At 53.2% G+C, this 14,830-nt stretch carries 15 protein-coding genes; 6 read left to right on the forward strand and 9 right to left on the reverse strand.

Translation table 11 applies throughout. From position 1 onward, the window contains the following. The first annotated feature begins 3 nt into the window (after positions 1-3). The 3 genes from lptE to Q8W24_RS06245 all read left to right on the forward strand — a co-directional run bounded on the left by lptE (position 4) and on the right by Q8W24_RS06245 (position 2,359). A complete protein-coding gene (gene lptE, locus Q8W24_RS06235; RefSeq protein ID WP_303432114.1) occupies positions 4-504 on the forward strand; it encodes an LPS assembly lipoprotein LptE in 501 nt (166 codons plus the stop codon). Further along, positions 501-1,523 carry a DNA polymerase III subunit delta gene (holA, locus tag Q8W24_RS06240; RefSeq protein ID WP_303432116.1) on the forward strand — a complete coding sequence of 341 codons (1,023 nt, stop codon included), beginning with the start codon at positions 501-503 and terminating at the stop codon, positions 1,521-1,523. Before lptE ends, holA begins: the two co-directional genes overlap by 4 nt. Positions 1,524-1,765: 242 nt before the next feature. Then, on the forward strand, positions 1,766-2,359 hold the full coding sequence (locus Q8W24_RS06245; protein ID WP_303432118.1) for a hypothetical protein: 594 nt from the start codon (positions 1,766-1,768) through the stop codon (positions 2,357-2,359). An 89-nt stretch (positions 2,360-2,448) separates the two neighbouring features. On the opposite strand, the gene Q8W24_RS06250 is transcribed toward Q8W24_RS06245, so the two are convergent. Beyond that, complete coding sequence (locus Q8W24_RS06250) at positions 2,449-3,273, reverse strand: sugar nucleotide-binding protein (protein ID WP_303432120.1); 825 nt, start codon at positions 3,271-3,273, stop codon at positions 2,449-2,451. Positions 3,274-3,300: 27 nt separating this feature from the next. After that, on the reverse strand, positions 3,301-3,678 hold the full coding sequence (locus Q8W24_RS06255; RefSeq protein WP_303432121.1) for a hypothetical protein: 378 nt from the start codon (positions 3,676-3,678) through the stop codon (positions 3,301-3,303). Between the two features lie 209 nt (positions 3,679-3,887). On the opposite strand from Q8W24_RS06255, the gene Q8W24_RS06260 reads away from it, so the two are divergent. Next, entirely contained in the window at positions 3,888-4,628 is a 741-nt protein-coding gene (locus Q8W24_RS06260) for a glutathione peroxidase (protein ID WP_303432123.1), read from the forward strand. A gap of 177 nt (positions 4,629-4,805) precedes the next feature. On the opposite strand, the gene Q8W24_RS06265 is transcribed toward Q8W24_RS06260, so the two are convergent. Genes Q8W24_RS06265 through mpl form a run of 3 tightly spaced genes read right to left on the reverse strand, consistent with a single transcriptional unit; the run spans position 4,806 to position 7,181 of the window. Then, positions 4,806-5,186, reverse strand: a complete 381-nt coding sequence (locus tag Q8W24_RS06265) for a hypothetical protein (protein WP_303432125.1) — start codon at positions 5,184-5,186, stop codon at positions 4,806-4,808. Beyond that, positions 5,179-5,814, reverse strand: coding sequence for a flavin prenyltransferase UbiX (locus Q8W24_RS06270; protein WP_303432126.1), 636 nt, complete (start codon positions 5,812-5,814; stop codon positions 5,179-5,181). The genes Q8W24_RS06265 and Q8W24_RS06270 overlap by 8 nt, the downstream gene beginning before the upstream one ends. Further along, complete coding sequence (mpl, locus tag Q8W24_RS06275; RefSeq protein WP_305414524.1) at positions 5,811-7,181, reverse strand: UDP-N-acetylmuramate:L-alanyl-gamma-D-glutamyl-meso-diaminopimelate ligase; 1,371 nt, start codon at positions 7,179-7,181, stop codon at positions 5,811-5,813. Before mpl ends, Q8W24_RS06270 begins: the two co-directional genes overlap by 4 nt. Before the next feature lie 201 nt (positions 7,182-7,382). Between mpl and Q8W24_RS06280 the strand changes: the two genes are divergently transcribed. Beyond that, positions 7,383-8,351, forward strand: a complete 969-nt coding sequence (locus Q8W24_RS06280) for a class 1 fructose-bisphosphatase (RefSeq protein ID WP_303432129.1) — start codon at positions 7,383-7,385, stop codon at positions 8,349-8,351. A gap of 29 nt (positions 8,352-8,380) precedes the next feature. Here Q8W24_RS06280 and Q8W24_RS06285 read toward each other — a convergent pair whose 3' ends face one another. The 3 genes from Q8W24_RS06285 to Q8W24_RS06295 are packed head-to-tail and all read right to left on the reverse strand — an operon-like array spanning position 8,381 to position 13,446. Then, positions 8,381-10,288: a response regulator gene (locus Q8W24_RS06285; protein WP_305474761.1), complete on the reverse strand. Its 1,908-nt coding sequence runs from the start codon at positions 10,286-10,288 to the stop codon at positions 8,381-8,383. Continuing rightward, entirely contained in the window at positions 10,285-11,187 is a 903-nt protein-coding gene (locus tag Q8W24_RS06290; protein WP_305474763.1) for a hypothetical protein, read from the reverse strand. Before Q8W24_RS06290 ends, Q8W24_RS06285 begins: the two co-directional genes overlap by 4 nt. An 18-nt stretch (positions 11,188-11,205) precedes the next feature. Further along, positions 11,206-13,446, reverse strand: coding sequence for a TonB-dependent siderophore receptor (locus Q8W24_RS06295; protein WP_303432134.1), 2,241 nt, complete (start codon positions 13,444-13,446; stop codon positions 11,206-11,208). Between the two features lie 155 nt (positions 13,447-13,601). Here Q8W24_RS06295 and ppa point away from each other — a divergent pair, with 155 nt between their 5' ends. Next, positions 13,602-14,135 (forward strand): inorganic diphosphatase, encoded by a 534-nt coding sequence (gene ppa / locus Q8W24_RS06300; protein WP_303432135.1) that lies wholly within the window; start codon positions 13,602-13,604, stop codon positions 14,133-14,135. A gap of 86 nt (positions 14,136-14,221) precedes the next feature. Here the strand turns inward: ppa and Q8W24_RS06305 are convergent, their stop codons facing one another. Next, positions 14,222-14,686 (reverse strand): PAS domain-containing protein, encoded by a 465-nt coding sequence (locus tag Q8W24_RS06305; RefSeq protein ID WP_303432137.1) that lies wholly within the window; start codon positions 14,684-14,686, stop codon positions 14,222-14,224. Positions 14,687-14,830: the final 144 nt, after the last annotated feature.

Raw genomic sequence — 14,830 nt, forward strand, 5'->3', positions numbered from 1 at the left:
ATCTTGAGCTATTTTCGTCGGCCATACAGCCTCCTGCCGTTGCTACTGACCTTGCTGGTCAGTGGTTGCGGCTGGCAACTGCGCGGGGCTTACCAGCCTCCCGCAGACACCACCGTCCTGATGTTGCAGAGCCAGGCCAGCAACCTGTTTAACCAGCGCCTGCAACAGGCATTGGAAAATCAGGGCTGGCTATTGGTCAGTCATGGTGACAGCGCCCAGGCCGTGCTGGACATCCAATCCTTCACGATCAGTCGCCGCACCCTGACGATTAACAGTGAAGGCCAGGTGGCGGAATACCAACTGGAAGCCGAACTTCAGGGACGGCTGGTCACCTCGACCGATGCTGCCGACCCCATCACGCTGTCAACCCAATCCTGGTTTGACAATGACGTCACCCGGGTGATTGCCACCGATCTGGAAGAAGACGCCACTCGTGAACGCCTCACCGAGCGTATGGTGGAGTTATTGCTGATCCGTCTTCAGCACATTCGGAGCGACTCTTGAAGCTACATAGCAACCAGCTACTCGCACATCTGGGCAAGCCCTTGCTACCGGTGTATCTGGTATCTGGTGACGAACCCTTGCTGGTGATGGAAGCCTGCGACCAGATTCGGGCCGCCGCCCGGCAGCAAGGTTTTGAGGAGCGTCAGCTTTTTCATGCAGAAGCCGGGTTCGACTGGAGCCAGCTCCGGGATGAAGCCGATGCCATGTCATTGTTTGCCAGTCGCCGAATATTGGAAATCCGGATTCCCAATGGCAAACCCAGCGATAAGGGCGATACCCTCAAAGCCCTGTTACAACGACCCAATCCCGACAACCTGCTGCTGATTATCTGCCCACGTCTCGACAGCAAGTCACAAAATACCGCCTGGCACAAAGCCGTCGACAAGCACGGCGCGCTGGTGCAAATCTGGCCGATTGAACGCAACCAGTACGCTGGCTGGCTACGCCATCGCCTGCAGCAAGCCGGCTTGCAGGCCGACCCGACCGCGATCGCATTGCTGGCCCACCAGACCGAAGGCAACCTGCTGGCTGCGGTACAAGAGATAGAAAAGCTGCGCATGAGTGGTGCGAGCCGTATCACAGAAGACTTGTTGCTGGACGCACTGGGAGACAATGCCCGCTTCACGGCGTTTGGCTTTGCTGATGCCTGCCTTGATGGCAGTGTCCAGGATGCCAGCCGGATTCTGTCGCATTTGCGCGCCGAGGGGGTTGAAGTGCTCTCCATTCTCGGAGCCTTGACCCATAAAATTCGCCAGTTGCTCACCCTCTCTGGCAAGACCGGCCAAGCCCTGGCAGAAGCGTTCAAGCAAGCACGGGTCTGGCCACGGCAACAGGGCAGCTACAAGACAGCACTCTCCCGACTGACCCGGCAAGAGCTACAGCAAGCACTGATCATCGCCGCCAAAGTGGATGCTGCTGCCAAAGGCCAGGGGGGCAATGCCTGGTTGCTGATGAGTGAACTGACACTTTTGGTCACTTCGACCCAACTGTTTTGTCCTCCCCGTTTGGGACAGAGTTAACAGCACACCCTCCGACCAACGCACAGTTTCCCGCTATTCAAGCTGCCATACTGATGCTCGTTGGGAGTTGACAAGACGTTGTCAGAAATAAAGGCCGTCGACAAATGCTCACTCTGGCTTGATCACTGACAATTTTTGTCCACAAAATACAAAATGCGGCATATTAGTCTGCCCCGTTACCGAAAAATCTAGTAACGTTGGGCCCATACGTTAAACTGCATATTACTCGTAAGGTATACAGGATGAATTCTGTGAAACAACAACGTAACGCGGACCTGGTGTGGGATCTTCAAAAAATCCACCAGCACAAGCGGGCCGTCAATTTTGTCAAACAGTTCGAGAACCACTTCTGTGTGTTCTCTTCTTCCGTGCGTCAGCTTTATACCAACTACAATGTCTTCTTCCCTGAAGAAGCACATCGCCAGCTGGTGATCCTGCCGGACCCTTATGCATTCCACGATACGTTTAACCACCTGAATCCAACCGCGGTACAATCCACCGGCTTGCACGTGATTCCCGGCAACCTGATTGGCAAAAGTGGTTTGTATCTGATTATTTCTCACCGGGATAAAAACGTACGCTCAGTCCCTATTCCTTTCCAGGAAGGCATTCGACAGATTCTGCGGCGCTCCAATAGCGAAGATCCGTTCTTGCCAGTACTGATGAAAGGCGATCTGCGCGAGTTTAACGATCAGCTGCCTTGTCTCCATCTGCACCGCCTGCGGCTGAATGAATTACAATCCCTGTCATCTCTCGATCGCGAAAGTATCCGCACGGTTATCACCGACAAGCTGATGACGCTGTATCAGGAATCCAGTGCCCTGAATCTGTCATAAGTCTGATGTGATTGAGTCAGGAGACATAAAAAAACAGGCCCACTGGCCTGTTTTTTTATGTCTGACGGCCACCGCATTCCTGCGATATATCATGCTGCCCGATAATAACGCCGTACCAGACGCCCCAACCCGGTTCGCCATGGCTTGCGCTTGATCCCGAAGGTGTGGAACAGTCGTGCAACATCGCCGTTTGGAGTCCAGATAGCGGGCGATATTCCATCGCTGTGTTCTATCAAGCGAGCACAAGACAAGTCTTCAAACTGCCCGGCTTCAGCCAGCAGGGCTTCGGCAAAGGCGTAGGATGTCACCGGCTCGACACCACAAAAATGGTACGTCCCCCACAACTCATCGCTACAGTCCGCTTGCTTCAGCATCGCCAGTAATACACTGGCAATATCGTCATCCGGTGTCGGGCTGAAGGTACGCTGATCATCAACTTCAATCTGACCACTGTCGCGGATACGGGTCAGCAAGGCATGAGCAAAGTCCCCGGCCTGTACCGAAAACGTCTGGCCCACCCGTAAGATCAGGTGTCGGCGACATTGGCGGATTCGTTGCTCCACTTCTTGCAGGAGCATACCCAACTCAGACGAACTGTACTGCTCGTCTGACTCTGAAAACCGATGCGAATCGTCGGCGGCAAACAATGCCAGTGACGATACCAGCACCACCGGCGCATCATGCTTGTCTGCCAGATCGACCCAGGCCAGCACCTCACTCAGATCACCGGGATGATACAGCGACGGCACCAGCACAAAAAACGGCTGGCCAGTCGACTGCACCGACAGGCGCTCCTGCCGTTCAATCGCCAGGCCCTTGTAAACATAGTTTTCTGCTGCCAGCGCCCTGGTCAGACACTGACCAATCGAGCGGTCTGCACCAATCACATAGCTGTAAAAAGGATTTACCGACAAACCTGTGACTCCCCGCCCATTGCGTTATTACTGGTATTGCAACGACAGTCGCTGCAATTCATTTGTATTACTCAAAGCATCCTGTTTGCAAGCAAACAGGCGCACATCATTCAACCCGATCAGCAGCACAAACCCGCCCTCCAGACCGACATAACCCGCCCGGTATTCCAGAATCAGGGGCGAGCAATCAGGCAGACACGCCTCTGCTGTCAGGGCCACGCTACGGATCAGGCCATTCCCCAAAGGATCTTGCAGGGCATCCAGATGGCGATACAAAGCCAACCCATCACAACTGATGGTCAGAACACAACCATTTAGCAGGGTCGCGGCATCCACACAGGTACCATTCGCCAGCTGAGTAACATGACTCGAGACAATCAGATCCGAACTGGTTTCTATCAACATACGGTTCACCATAACATGACGGCCAAGCCGCTATCATACGTCAAAGTGGTACGCGAAAAGCGATGAAAGCAGATAGCGCATCTGGATCATGAAAAAACAAACCAATGAACTTTTATAACCAAAAAGAACATACCATACTGACCAGACAGTGCTAAACATGATCCAGACAGACATTATCCGCTTGTGAACATCCAGCTCAAGGAGCAACCATGACTACATTGATCAACAAAGAAGGCCAGCCAGTACCATCCGTCAGCTGGCCCGCCCGTGTCGGCGATGACTGGGTACAAATCTCCAGTGATGATATTTTCAAAGATCGTACCGTTGTTGTTTTTTCACTACCCGGTGCTTTCACGCCAACCTGCTCCAGCACACACTTGCCTCGCTATAATGAACTGGCCAGCGTGTTTCAGGCCAACGGTGTTGATGAAATCATCTGTATCAGTGTCAACGATACCTTTGTTATGAATGCCTGGGCTGCCAATCAGGAAGCAGGCAACATTCGCATGATTGCCGACGGTAACGGTGAGTTCACCTCAGGTATGGGGATGCTGGTCGACAAGAATGATATCGGCTTTGGCAAACGCAGCTGGCGTTACAGCATGCTGGTGAAAAACGGCATCATCGAAAAAATGTTTATTGAACCACAAAAGCCAGGCGACCCGTTTGAAGTGTCCGATGCGGATACCATGCTTGACTATATCAATGCCGATGCGGCAAAACCCAAATCGGTAGCACTCTTCACCAAACCGGGCTGTTCTTTCTGTGCCCGTGCCAAGGGTGCACTGGAAGCGGCCGGTATGGATTACGAAGAAATCGTTATGGGCACCGATGCCAGCATTGTGTCGTTGCGGGCGATTACTGGCAACGAAACCGTGCCACAGGTGTACATTGGTGGTGAGCACATCGGTGGTTCGGATGAGCTGATCAAATACCTGTCTGGCAAATAGGCCGACAGCGATCAACAACCCGCAAGGCTGCCACCAGCCAGTCTTGTGGGTTGTGTATCTTGTTGATTGTCTTGATTAGTTGTTAGTTGTAGCTTGATGGTTCTGTTGACTGCTTCTGTTTGATGGTTGCGACCAGTCAAAAGGCCGATAACAATCGGCCTATCACACTATTCCCGCTTATTCCCCAGCTTTATCAGCCTCTGGCTGCCCGTGTCCCAGCGTCTCCCGACACGCAACCGGCCGGTTTTTACTATCAACCAGGATACCGGCCACTTCGTGACCATTGGTGGGTCGCAGCAATAAATAGCCATCCACACAGAAGGCTTCTTTTCCGGATGCCTTGTGCGATACCTTGACGTCATAACCCGGCTCCAGAGACATCAGCACAAACTCATCGATACGGGCCCTGTCAGTCGTTGAGGGATGTTTGACAAAACCGTAATACTCCATCGCCAGTACAGCCAGGATGACACCGGCAACAAAGCCGATTAATGCCCAGCGGGTCATGTCCGGCGGCTCGACCGCCTGTTGATTTGATTCGTTATTGGCTTCAGTCACCGGGTACTTCTCCTGGCTGGTAAGTTGCTCCCCACAGTGGCATCAGCGACTGGGGTATATTAAGTTGATTAAGAATACGGGCGACCACAAAATCAATCAGATCCTGCACTGATTGTGGCTGATGGTAAAACCCCGGACTGGCCGGCAAAATCGTCGCCCCCATACGTTTCAGGGTCAGCATATTATTAAGATGAATCTCTGAGTACGGGCTTTCCCGTGGCACCAGAATCAGTTGGCGGCCCTCTTTTAATGCCACATCAGCCGCCCGCTCAATCAGGTTATCACTGGCACCCACCGCAATCGCAGACAATGTACCGGTACTGCACGGACAAATCACCAGCGTGCCCGGCTGGCCAGAGCCAGAGGCCCAGGGGGACATCCAGTCATCACGGCCAAAGACGCGCAAACGTTGCTCGTCCACCTGAAAATATTGCTGTAACACCCGGGCCTGTCCTTGAGGCCGGCCCGGTAATTGTAATTCGGTCTCGGTTGCCATCACCAGCAAGGCCGCCTTCGAAAAGATCAGATCTACCGGCTGATCAGCGGCCAGCAGCACTTCGATCAACCGCAAGGTGTAGGGCGAACCGGAAGCACCGGTCACCGCGATACAGATACGACGTTCTGTCACGAGGGAGTACTCTCGGCTTGTTGTGTTAGCCAACGGGCAAAGCGGGCAGGCAAGCCGGAAAAGCCCCCGTTGGACATAAATACCACGCGGTCACCTGACTGCACGTGCTGCTGCAAATGCGCCAACAACGCCTCGGTACCATGGAAGCACTGCCCTTGTGACTCAGGCAAACGCTCGGCCAAACTCCATCCCTGTCCTTCCGCTTCCAGCCAGAAAGAGAGATCAGCGTCAGCCACCGCAGGCAGCAGGGTATCCTTGTGCAACCCCATTTTCATGGTATTGGAGCGCGGTTCAAGCACCGCAATCAAACGACCAGCAGCAGGCATGGCGGCTCTGGCTCCAGCCAGTGTGGTCTTGATGGCTGTCGGATGGTGAGCAAAATCGTCATACACACTCACCTGACCGGTATCAGCCAGGCATTCCATCCGTCGCCGCGGCAAGCGGAACGACGCCAGCGCCTCTAATGCCTGCTCTGGCCGCACCCCCATATGCCGGGCTGCCAACACCGCCGCACAGGCGTTATTCACATTGTGATCACCGTTCAAGGTCCATTGAACCTGACCCAGACACTGCTCACCCTGCCACAGCGAGAACTCACCGCCATCCTCCCGCTGTTTGCGGACATGCCAGCCAGTCGGCTCACCAAAGCGTTCAACGTCACTCCAGCAGCCTTGCGCCAACACCCGCTCCAGTGCAGGTTCGGAGCGCGGTAATATAATCCGTCCAGAGGCCGGAACCAGTCGTACCAGATGATGAAACTGGCGTTCGATGGCGGCCAGGTTGTCAAAGATATCCGCATGGTCAAATTCCAGATTGTTCATGATCACAGTGCGTGGCAGGTAGTGAACAAATTTGGAGCGCTTGTCAAAAAAGGCGGTATCGTATTCATCCGCTTCAATCACAAAAAACGGACTGTCACCCAAGCGCGCAGATACCGGAAAATTCCCGGGTACGCCACCGATCAGAAATCCCGGAGCCATGCCGGCACATTCAAGAATCCAGGCCAGCATACTGGCCGTTGAGGTTTTGCCATGTGTGCCCGCAACTGCGGCGACCCAGCGCCCTTGCAACAAGTGCTGGTTCATCCATTGCGGACCGGAGCAATAGGGAAGCCCCCGTTCCAGCACATATTCGACCGATGGATTGCCTCGCGACATGGCGTTACCAATAATCACCAGATCGGTATCCACAGGAATCGCCGCAGGATCAAAGCCTTCAATCAGCTCGATACCCGCTGCCGCCAGTTGTTCACTCATCGGCGGATACACTCCATGATCGCTGCCCGACACCTGATGCCCGAGCGCTTTGGCCAACTGCGCCAGCGACCCCATAAAGGTGCCACAAATTCCCAAAATATGAACACGCATGGCCAACTACCCCTGCAAACTAACAAAAGGCCGCTAGTGTAGCCGTTGCCTCTCGCTGACCCAAGCACAGATAAATCGACCTGTCTGTCGCTACAAGAAGGCGAAATCAGGTCGTCACCAGCCGCCAACACTGCAATTGGCACCTGATTCCGGTAGTATCGCCGCAACGGAAAGAATGTGACCAACGAGGCCTAGCGACCCATGCTTAGATTGAGGACTTTTTTACAGCAGCACTGCGATCAGGCAGAACTGATCGATGTCATCGACCAGTTAGCGGTGACCTGCAAAGATATCGCCCACCAGCTCACCCTCGGTGAACTGGCCGGTATCCTTGGCAGCGCCGAGCAAGAAAACGTACAAGGTGAATGCCAGAAAAAACTGGATGTGATTGCCAACGATCTGCTGAAGGACTCACTGGCCGAGGTGCCCGCTGTTCGAGGTATCGCCAGCGAAGAAGAACCAGACCCCGTTGCCTGCAACGACGACGGCTCCTATCTGGTGCTGTTTGATCCACTGGATGGCTCCTCCAACATCGACATCAATGTCACCGTTGGAACCATTTTCTCTATCCTGAAAGCGCCAGAAGGCACGCTCGGCGGAGATGAGGCAGCCTATCTGCAACCCGGCAATCAGCAAGTAGCGGCTGGCTACGTACTGTATGGGCCATCCACCATCATGATGCTGACGATTGGTCATGGCGTGTATTCATTCACACTGGATACCCGTATGGGAGAGTTCCTGCTGATGAAAGAAAACATCCAGGTACCGGAAGAAACCGCCGAATTCGCCATCAATATGTCGAACCAGCGTTTTTGGGATCCGGCCATGCAGCAATATGTTGATGACCTGCTGAAAGGTGAAACCGGCCCACTGGGCAAGCGTTACAACATGCGTTGGGTGGCGGCCATGGTGGCGGAGATTCACCGTATCCTGACCCGCGGTGGTATTTTCATGTACCCGTTTGATAACCGCGATCCTGGCAAGCCTGGCAAGCTCCGTCTGATGTACGAAGCCAACCCCATGAGCATGCTGATGGAACAGGCTGGTGGCCGCTGCAGCACTGCCAGTGACGCCATTATGTCGATTCAACCCGAGGGTATTCATCAACGCGTCCCGGTGGTTATGGGTTCTGCCGCTGAAGTCACGATCGTCGAGCAGTATCACCAGTAACACTGCCCGGATCTGCGTTATACCAGAGGTCAACCATCGATTGTGTTGGCCTCTGCGTCGGTTTGCTGTTGTCCCCATTTCATCAGGATAGCTTTCATCGCAGCCAATGAAACCGGCTTGCTCAGATAGTCGTTCATTCCAACACGAATACAGCGGCGGAATACCACTTCCGAGCCATTTGCCGTACAGGCAACAATCGGTGTTGTCACTCCCCTGGCCCGTAAACAACGAGTGGTCTCAAAACCATCCAGAACCGGCATCTGGCAATCCATCAGAATCAGGTCAAAATCCTGTTCTTCCACGCGCTGCAGACATTTTTCCCCGTCTTCTGCCACCACGACTTCCGTCTCCGGGAAAGCCTTGATAATCATCTTTTTAGCCACCCGATAGTTGATGTCATTATCTTCAACAATCAGAACGCTGAGTGCAGTACTGATCGGGCCAGCATCCTCAGGCTCAGCAGAAGCCACCGGCTTGACGGGCAGATTGACCATCACCCTGGTGCCGCCTCCATCGTTATCCTGAATCTGGATACTGCCACCCAGTATCTGACAGATATGTTGGGAAATCGTCAGCCCCAGGCCAGCACCACTGTGCTGGCGACTGAACGATGAATTAATCTGGGAAAAGGCCTCCATCACCTGCTGACGCTGGTCAGGCGGAATACCAATACCAGTGTCATGCACCTGAATACATAACCAGTGTTTCAGCGCTTGATGATGTATCGAGAGGAGCGCCACCACATACCCTTGCTCGGTAAACTTGATGGCATTATCAACAAGATGTCGCACGATTTGCCGTACTAACGAAGGGTCTATCTGAATCTTGTTTTGTAACAGCTCGTCGTCATATTCGACGACAAACGACAAACGCTTTTCCAGCGCCTGCAGGCTGAACTCGTGCGTCAGGGCATCCAGTGTTGCAGGCAGGGAATGCTCGGCAAATGCCACTGGCAAATTGTTTTTATCTGTATCCACCACCACCAGAACATCTTCCAACAGCTGCGTCAGATTGGTCAGTGACTGCTCGGCCGTCGACTTGTACTCGGCAAATTCATCCGGGCTGTTGTTCCGGTCAATCAGCTGCAACATTCCCACAGCACCATTCAGTGGCGTGCGTAATTCATGGCTCATCATCGCCAGAAATTCATTTTTGGCCTGACTGGCTTGCTGGCTTTTGTGTTGTTCCTGGCGCAGCTGTGCAGTATAGCGACGGTGCGCCTGTTGAGCCTGTTCCAGTGACGCCGCCAACTGGTTGACACTCTTTTGCAGATTACCGATCTCGGCGCCACTATCGACCACCAGACGTTGTTTGACCTCCCCTCGGGCCAAATGACCAATAAAAGAAACCAACCGCTCCAGCGGCGGGATAATCGTTGTCGAGATCCCCCCCGCCACCAGTATCGAAATCAGGATAAAGCCCAGTCCGGTAAACAGCGACTGGTACATAATGGCCCGCTGGCGCTGGCTCATGATCGTATTGGCCACCTGCATACGCACCTGACCAATCCGCGCAGGATTCACTGCTCTCCGGGCATCCAGTTCAGCGAAGCCATCCAGAGCTGGCATCTCAGGCACAATATCCCGAACCAGAATACGGATATCATCCGCCGGAATGTCGCCATAACGCTCGGACTGCTGAAAATAGAGCGTCTGGCCATTCACATCCAGTATCTCGACCACGACGATAAATGGCTGTTTGAGTACCGCGGCGACCACAGGGTCCAGTAACTGATAGTTACCCGAAAAAATCGGATACTCGGCACCAACGGCCAAATGATCCAGCGCAATACTCGACAGGCTATCGGTTTCACGCTGCACTTCTTTCCAGCGTTGCACCATGTGATAGCTGGTAATCAGCATTGCTGCCAGCACCACAGGAATGGTTGCCACCAGCAGGATTCTGAGACGGATCGACCAGCGTCGAACCGAAATCATGGTTGTTCCCGGTCTCGGAGACGGCTTACCATCTCTTGTTCATCCGGCAGCACCAGGTTCAGCGAGCGAGCGACTTGCCCGTTGTAGCGTACATTGAAATACGGGTTATAACCCGGCTCAGGCCAGTGGCCGGAGCGCAACCCTTGCTGAATAATCTCCACCAGACGGCGCACGATGTCATCAATATCACTATAAGTGGTCGCCAATGCTCCGGCACGAATATAAGCACTGGATGGCCCAATCAGTGGCCGGTTCTGGCGGTAGGCGGTAATAAGGATATTCTTGATATTGGCCGCACTGAACAATTCCGGGTCATAGATACCCACCAGCGCCTGATTATCTTGTAACAGGTCGACCAGGGCGCGATTCATGCTGGGATAGTCATTGATAAAATACGCACTGACACCGTGCTCGCGGAGAGCTTGAGGAGAACAGCATAAGGTCTGTAACCGTTCAGGACTGCTTGCCAGTAATCCAAGCGGTACTTTGCGGCCCATAATCTCGTGTGCGAGTGCTACCTGACGCATCAGCGGTGGTTCCAGATACAGCGCACTGGAGAGATAATTGGCATTGATGCTGTCTTCACGTGTGATCAGTGCTGCCACCACCGGCATATCGCCTGGCAACGGCAACGATGCCACCTGCTGTATCGCCACAGGGCCAACCAGCACGACCACATCAGCGCTGGCAACCGCAGTATTGATAGCCGGGTCCGTTAACAACAACACTGTCGAACGGGCGTCCGAACCGGTCGCCGTTTTTTCTGCCAACTCACTGACCAACCCAACAATCTTGTGAGTAATAAACAGTAATTCCAATGCATTGGCAGTACCACTCAGCCCGATCAACAAGGGGAGAGCCAATAATCTAAGCCATTGCCTGAAAGACCATGCATCCATGCAAGCATCCACTCCTTGTCAGAAATTAAGACCAACCTGTACATTGTACAGATTAGTGGTCGAGTACTGCTGATTCACGTACACCAGACTGCCGTCATCCACCAAATGCTGCAAGTGGAAACCCAGCCAGGGGTTAAAGCGACCAACCCGGTCAAATACCTTCATACTGATCTCGTAACGCCGATAACGGTTTCCGTGACGGCTGTACTTGCTGTTGTAGGCGTCGTACCAGAAATGAGAAGCCGTCAGACTCCAGTTCTGCGCTTTATGATGCCAGCTGGCCACCACACTGTCCTGGGCGCTGAGTCTGGTATCCACACGCTGCTGACGCCGCTCGCCTTCTTCGCCCTTGAGTTCAACATTAATATAGGCCGACGACAACCAGATCCAGTCGGTTGGCCGGATGCGCCAGTTAACCTGCAGTTCAGCACCGTCGATATCAATCTGGCTATCCGAGCCGATAGCCAGGCTCCGCAGCTGGATGGAGTCAGCAATCAAATGTGTCATATGCTCCTGGAACAACTTCAGATCGACTTCAATATCAGGGCCTGAAAAACGGCCATAGTAGCCAAGTTCCGTACTGATAATTCGTTCATGATCGAGATCCCGGGACTCCGGCCATTGATGTATAAAAAACGTCCCTTCCGAAATGCCCAGATAATTATCATCCAGGCCACTGATGGTTACATTATAGTTGGGATTTTGCTCCAGCAAATCGGGTGAGCGCACCGCCTCGGAATGAATCAGGCGAATTCCTTGTTGTGGCGCCAACAACAGGTTCAGGCCCACTCGAGGAGAAAAGGCGTCCTTGTTGGCGTCTTCACGCTCGTAGGTCCCCCCCATATTCACAATCAGGCGATCGGATTGACGCCACTCCAGATTACCGAAAAACCGGTAGGTATCGTTATTTACCTTGCCGCCGAAGTAGGTCTCGGAAGTTACTTGGTCGCGGCGCATACTGACACCCAGGACGGTACGCAGTGACCGGTTCCAGCGGCGGGTATCCTGAAATTCAATATCAAACCGCTCGTCGGTTATATTGGAGTCGGTATAACCGTTTACCTGCTGTGACAGATTGGAGAGGTCGCCACCCGTGTTAGCCACTATCTCCTGTAAATAGGCCAGGTCAGACTCACTGACATCCAGCGCATAACCCGCTGATGCCGCCAACGCTTCCAGCTGCTCTGCCGACGCCCCGGATGCAACCGCACTGACCACCGGAACACTCACCCCCTGCGAGGCCAGTTGCGGATTATCACGATAAAGATCATAGAGAGCCGGATCCAGCAAGGCAGTCGGCACCCTCACAAAGGTTTCCTGCGTGCGTCGGTCATGCTGCCAGTAGGCCCGTAATGAGGCGGAGTGATTGGCATTAAAATCCCGCGACAATTTTGCCATCAGCATGCCCTGACGTGTGTCCTGATCCGGGGCGACCTGATCGTAATCACTTTTGCGAATATCTGTATGACCACTCTTGTAAGCAGCCTGGGTATGCAACTGCCAAGCGCCATCGAAGTTCCGCTGCTGATCAAAATTGATAAAGCCGTGGCGCTTGCTGTCTCGTAACTCATCTGCGCCGTTTTCAGCGCCTGCCCCGTCAAAGCCATCGGATGCATTGATCTGTACGGTCAGGCGGTTGGCACTGCGCCCCTGCTGCCAGGAATAACTGGCAAAACTGTCATCTTCACCCTGATTACCATTCCGGTAACGCAGGCGCACACCCAGCGTATCCCCAGGATGTTTGCTGATAATATTGATCACTCCCTGAAATGAGTTCGATCCATAGGTCGCCGAACTCGGACCTCGGGTGACTTCGATACGCTGGATATCTTCCAGCGCAATGGGAATATCATCCCAAACCACCGATGCAATACCCGCCCGGAAGACCGAACGGCCGTCCACCAGCACCTGCAAGCGCCGCATTACACTGGGGCTGGAAGAATGATAGGCAAGGGAGGCATTATTTTCGTCATCCCCATGACCAATAAACATGCCGGGAACAAAACGCATCAATTCCGGCAAGGTGGTGACGTTCCAGGCCTCAATCTGCTCAGCATCGATCACCGTTACACTGGCAGGCACTTCGGCACGGGGTTGGCGCAATCGGGTCGCAGTCAGAACAACCGGAAGATCCTCATCATCCAGACGATATGATTCCGCCAAGCCCGGAATCAGCTCTTCTTCAAGATTATTGGCCATCGCCTTGTCTGCGATACAGAACAAGGAGATAACCATCAGGGTCCAGACTAATACCGCCATAAGTTGTATTTCTTTTTCTCGTTGTTCAAGCTATCAAACCATCGTGCCTGCATCTTTGGTCGATGCCTGCCGTTTTATACTGATGTAGACCTGACAGAACAAGAGCTGCTTGGCTATAATCCGCTCAAATAACTCAACAATCCCAGGAAAATAAAATGAGCTACAACGCCATTTCCGCAGGTAAAGACCTGCCAAACGATGTTTATGTCGTTATTGAAATTCCAGCCAACCACGCCCCGATCAAATACGAAATCGACAAGGACATGGATTGTCTGATGGTCGATCGTTTCATGGCCACACCGATGTTCTACCCAGCCAACTATGGTTACATTTCAAATACACTGGCGGGTGACGGCGATCCTCTGGACGTGCTGGTCATCACACCGTATCCGGTACAACCTGGTTCCGTTATTCGCGCGCGTCCGGTTGCTGTACTCAACATGGAAGACGAAGGTGGCGAAGACGTCAAGTTGCTGGCCGTGCCTCACACAAAACTCAGCAAAATTTATGATGACGTACAGGACGTAAATGACGTTCCTGAACTGCTGCGCAACCAAATCGCCCATTTCTTTGAAAATTACAAGGATCTGGAAGCTGGCAAATGGGTCAAGGTGCGTGACTGGGGTAATGCCGATGAAGCACGTCGCCTGATCATGGAATCTGCCGAAGCCTACAACAACGCCAAATAATCGGCGTCCAAAGGCAGCGCTTTAATGTTCCCCAAAAAGCAGAGCGCTATCGCGTCTCTGCTTTTTTTATGTCGCCGGGTGATGATTCAAGCCGGCTTCTGGCGTAATTCGGCCAGCTCAGCTTCCGCTTTTTCGGCTCGCTGCAAAGCGTCTATCGTCGAGGTTACGTCCTTCTGCACACCGATGTAATACATCAGTTGTTCTTCGTCACTGAATACCGGCGACAAACTCAGTTCATTCCAGAACAGCGAACCATCCTTGCGATAATTCCTTAGCACCACGCGGGCAGAACGTCCTGCCGCCATCGCCTGGCGAATTTCCTCCAAAGCGGGCTGGTCTTTGTCGCCCAACTGCAGAAAACGGCAGTCCTGATAAAGGATTTCATCCGCCTGATAGCCCGTCATACGCTCAAACGCCCTGTTGACGTACACCAGAATATTATCGTCACCTTCCTGCTCGGCAATCACAATGCCATCGTTGGAGACATCAATCGCTTTTTTCAACAGCTCAAGGCTGATCGGCCCTTGAGGATCTGACGCATCAGCAAACATACCCACTCTCCAAGTTATCATTCCGGCAAGTTAAGCAGCCCCTCTGTCCTGGTCAAGTAATTGACAGACTTGGAAGGCGACTTTTACTTTGTAGCAATGTAAGAATAGAATCTGTACACCTTTGTATACCATTGGCAAGTGTGC

This window comes from Oceanobacter sp. 4_MG-2023 (assembly GCF_030689165.1).
In the GTDB taxonomy this organism is placed as follows: Bacteria; Pseudomonadota; Gammaproteobacteria; order Pseudomonadales; family Oceanobacteraceae; genus Oceanobacter.

Coding starts and splice junctions, on each gene's coding strand:
- Q8W24_RS06245 (WP_303432118.1), top strand. CDS start 1,766: ATGAATTCTGTGAAACAACAACGTAACGCGGACCTGGTGTGGGATCTT.
- Q8W24_RS06255 (WP_303432121.1), bottom strand. CDS start 3,678: ATGTTGATAGAAACCAGTTCGGATCTGATTGTCTCGAGTCATGTTACT.
- Q8W24_RS06260 (WP_303432123.1), top strand. CDS start 3,888: ATGACTACATTGATCAACAAAGAAGGCCAGCCAGTACCATCCGTCAGC.
- mpl (WP_305414524.1), bottom strand. CDS start 7,181: ATGCGTGTTCATATTTTGGGAATTTGTGGCACCTTTATGGGGTCGCTG.
- Q8W24_RS06280 (WP_303432129.1), top strand. CDS start 7,383: ATGCTTAGATTGAGGACTTTTTTACAGCAGCACTGCGATCAGGCAGAA.
- Q8W24_RS06285 (WP_305474761.1), bottom strand. CDS start 10,288: ATGATTTCGGTTCGACGCTGGTCGATCCGTCTCAGAATCCTGCTGGTG.
- Q8W24_RS06290 (WP_305474763.1), bottom strand. CDS start 11,187: ATGGATGCATGGTCTTTCAGGCAATGGCTTAGATTATTGGCTCTCCCC.
- Q8W24_RS06295 (WP_303432134.1), bottom strand. CDS start 13,446: ATGGCGGTATTAGTCTGGACCCTGATGGTTATCTCCTTGTTCTGTATC.
- ppa (WP_303432135.1), top strand. CDS start 13,602: ATGAGCTACAACGCCATTTCCGCAGGTAAAGACCTGCCAAACGATGTT.
- Q8W24_RS06305 (WP_303432137.1), bottom strand. CDS start 14,686: ATGTTTGCTGATGCGTCAGATCCTCAAGGGCCGATCAGCCTTGAGCTG.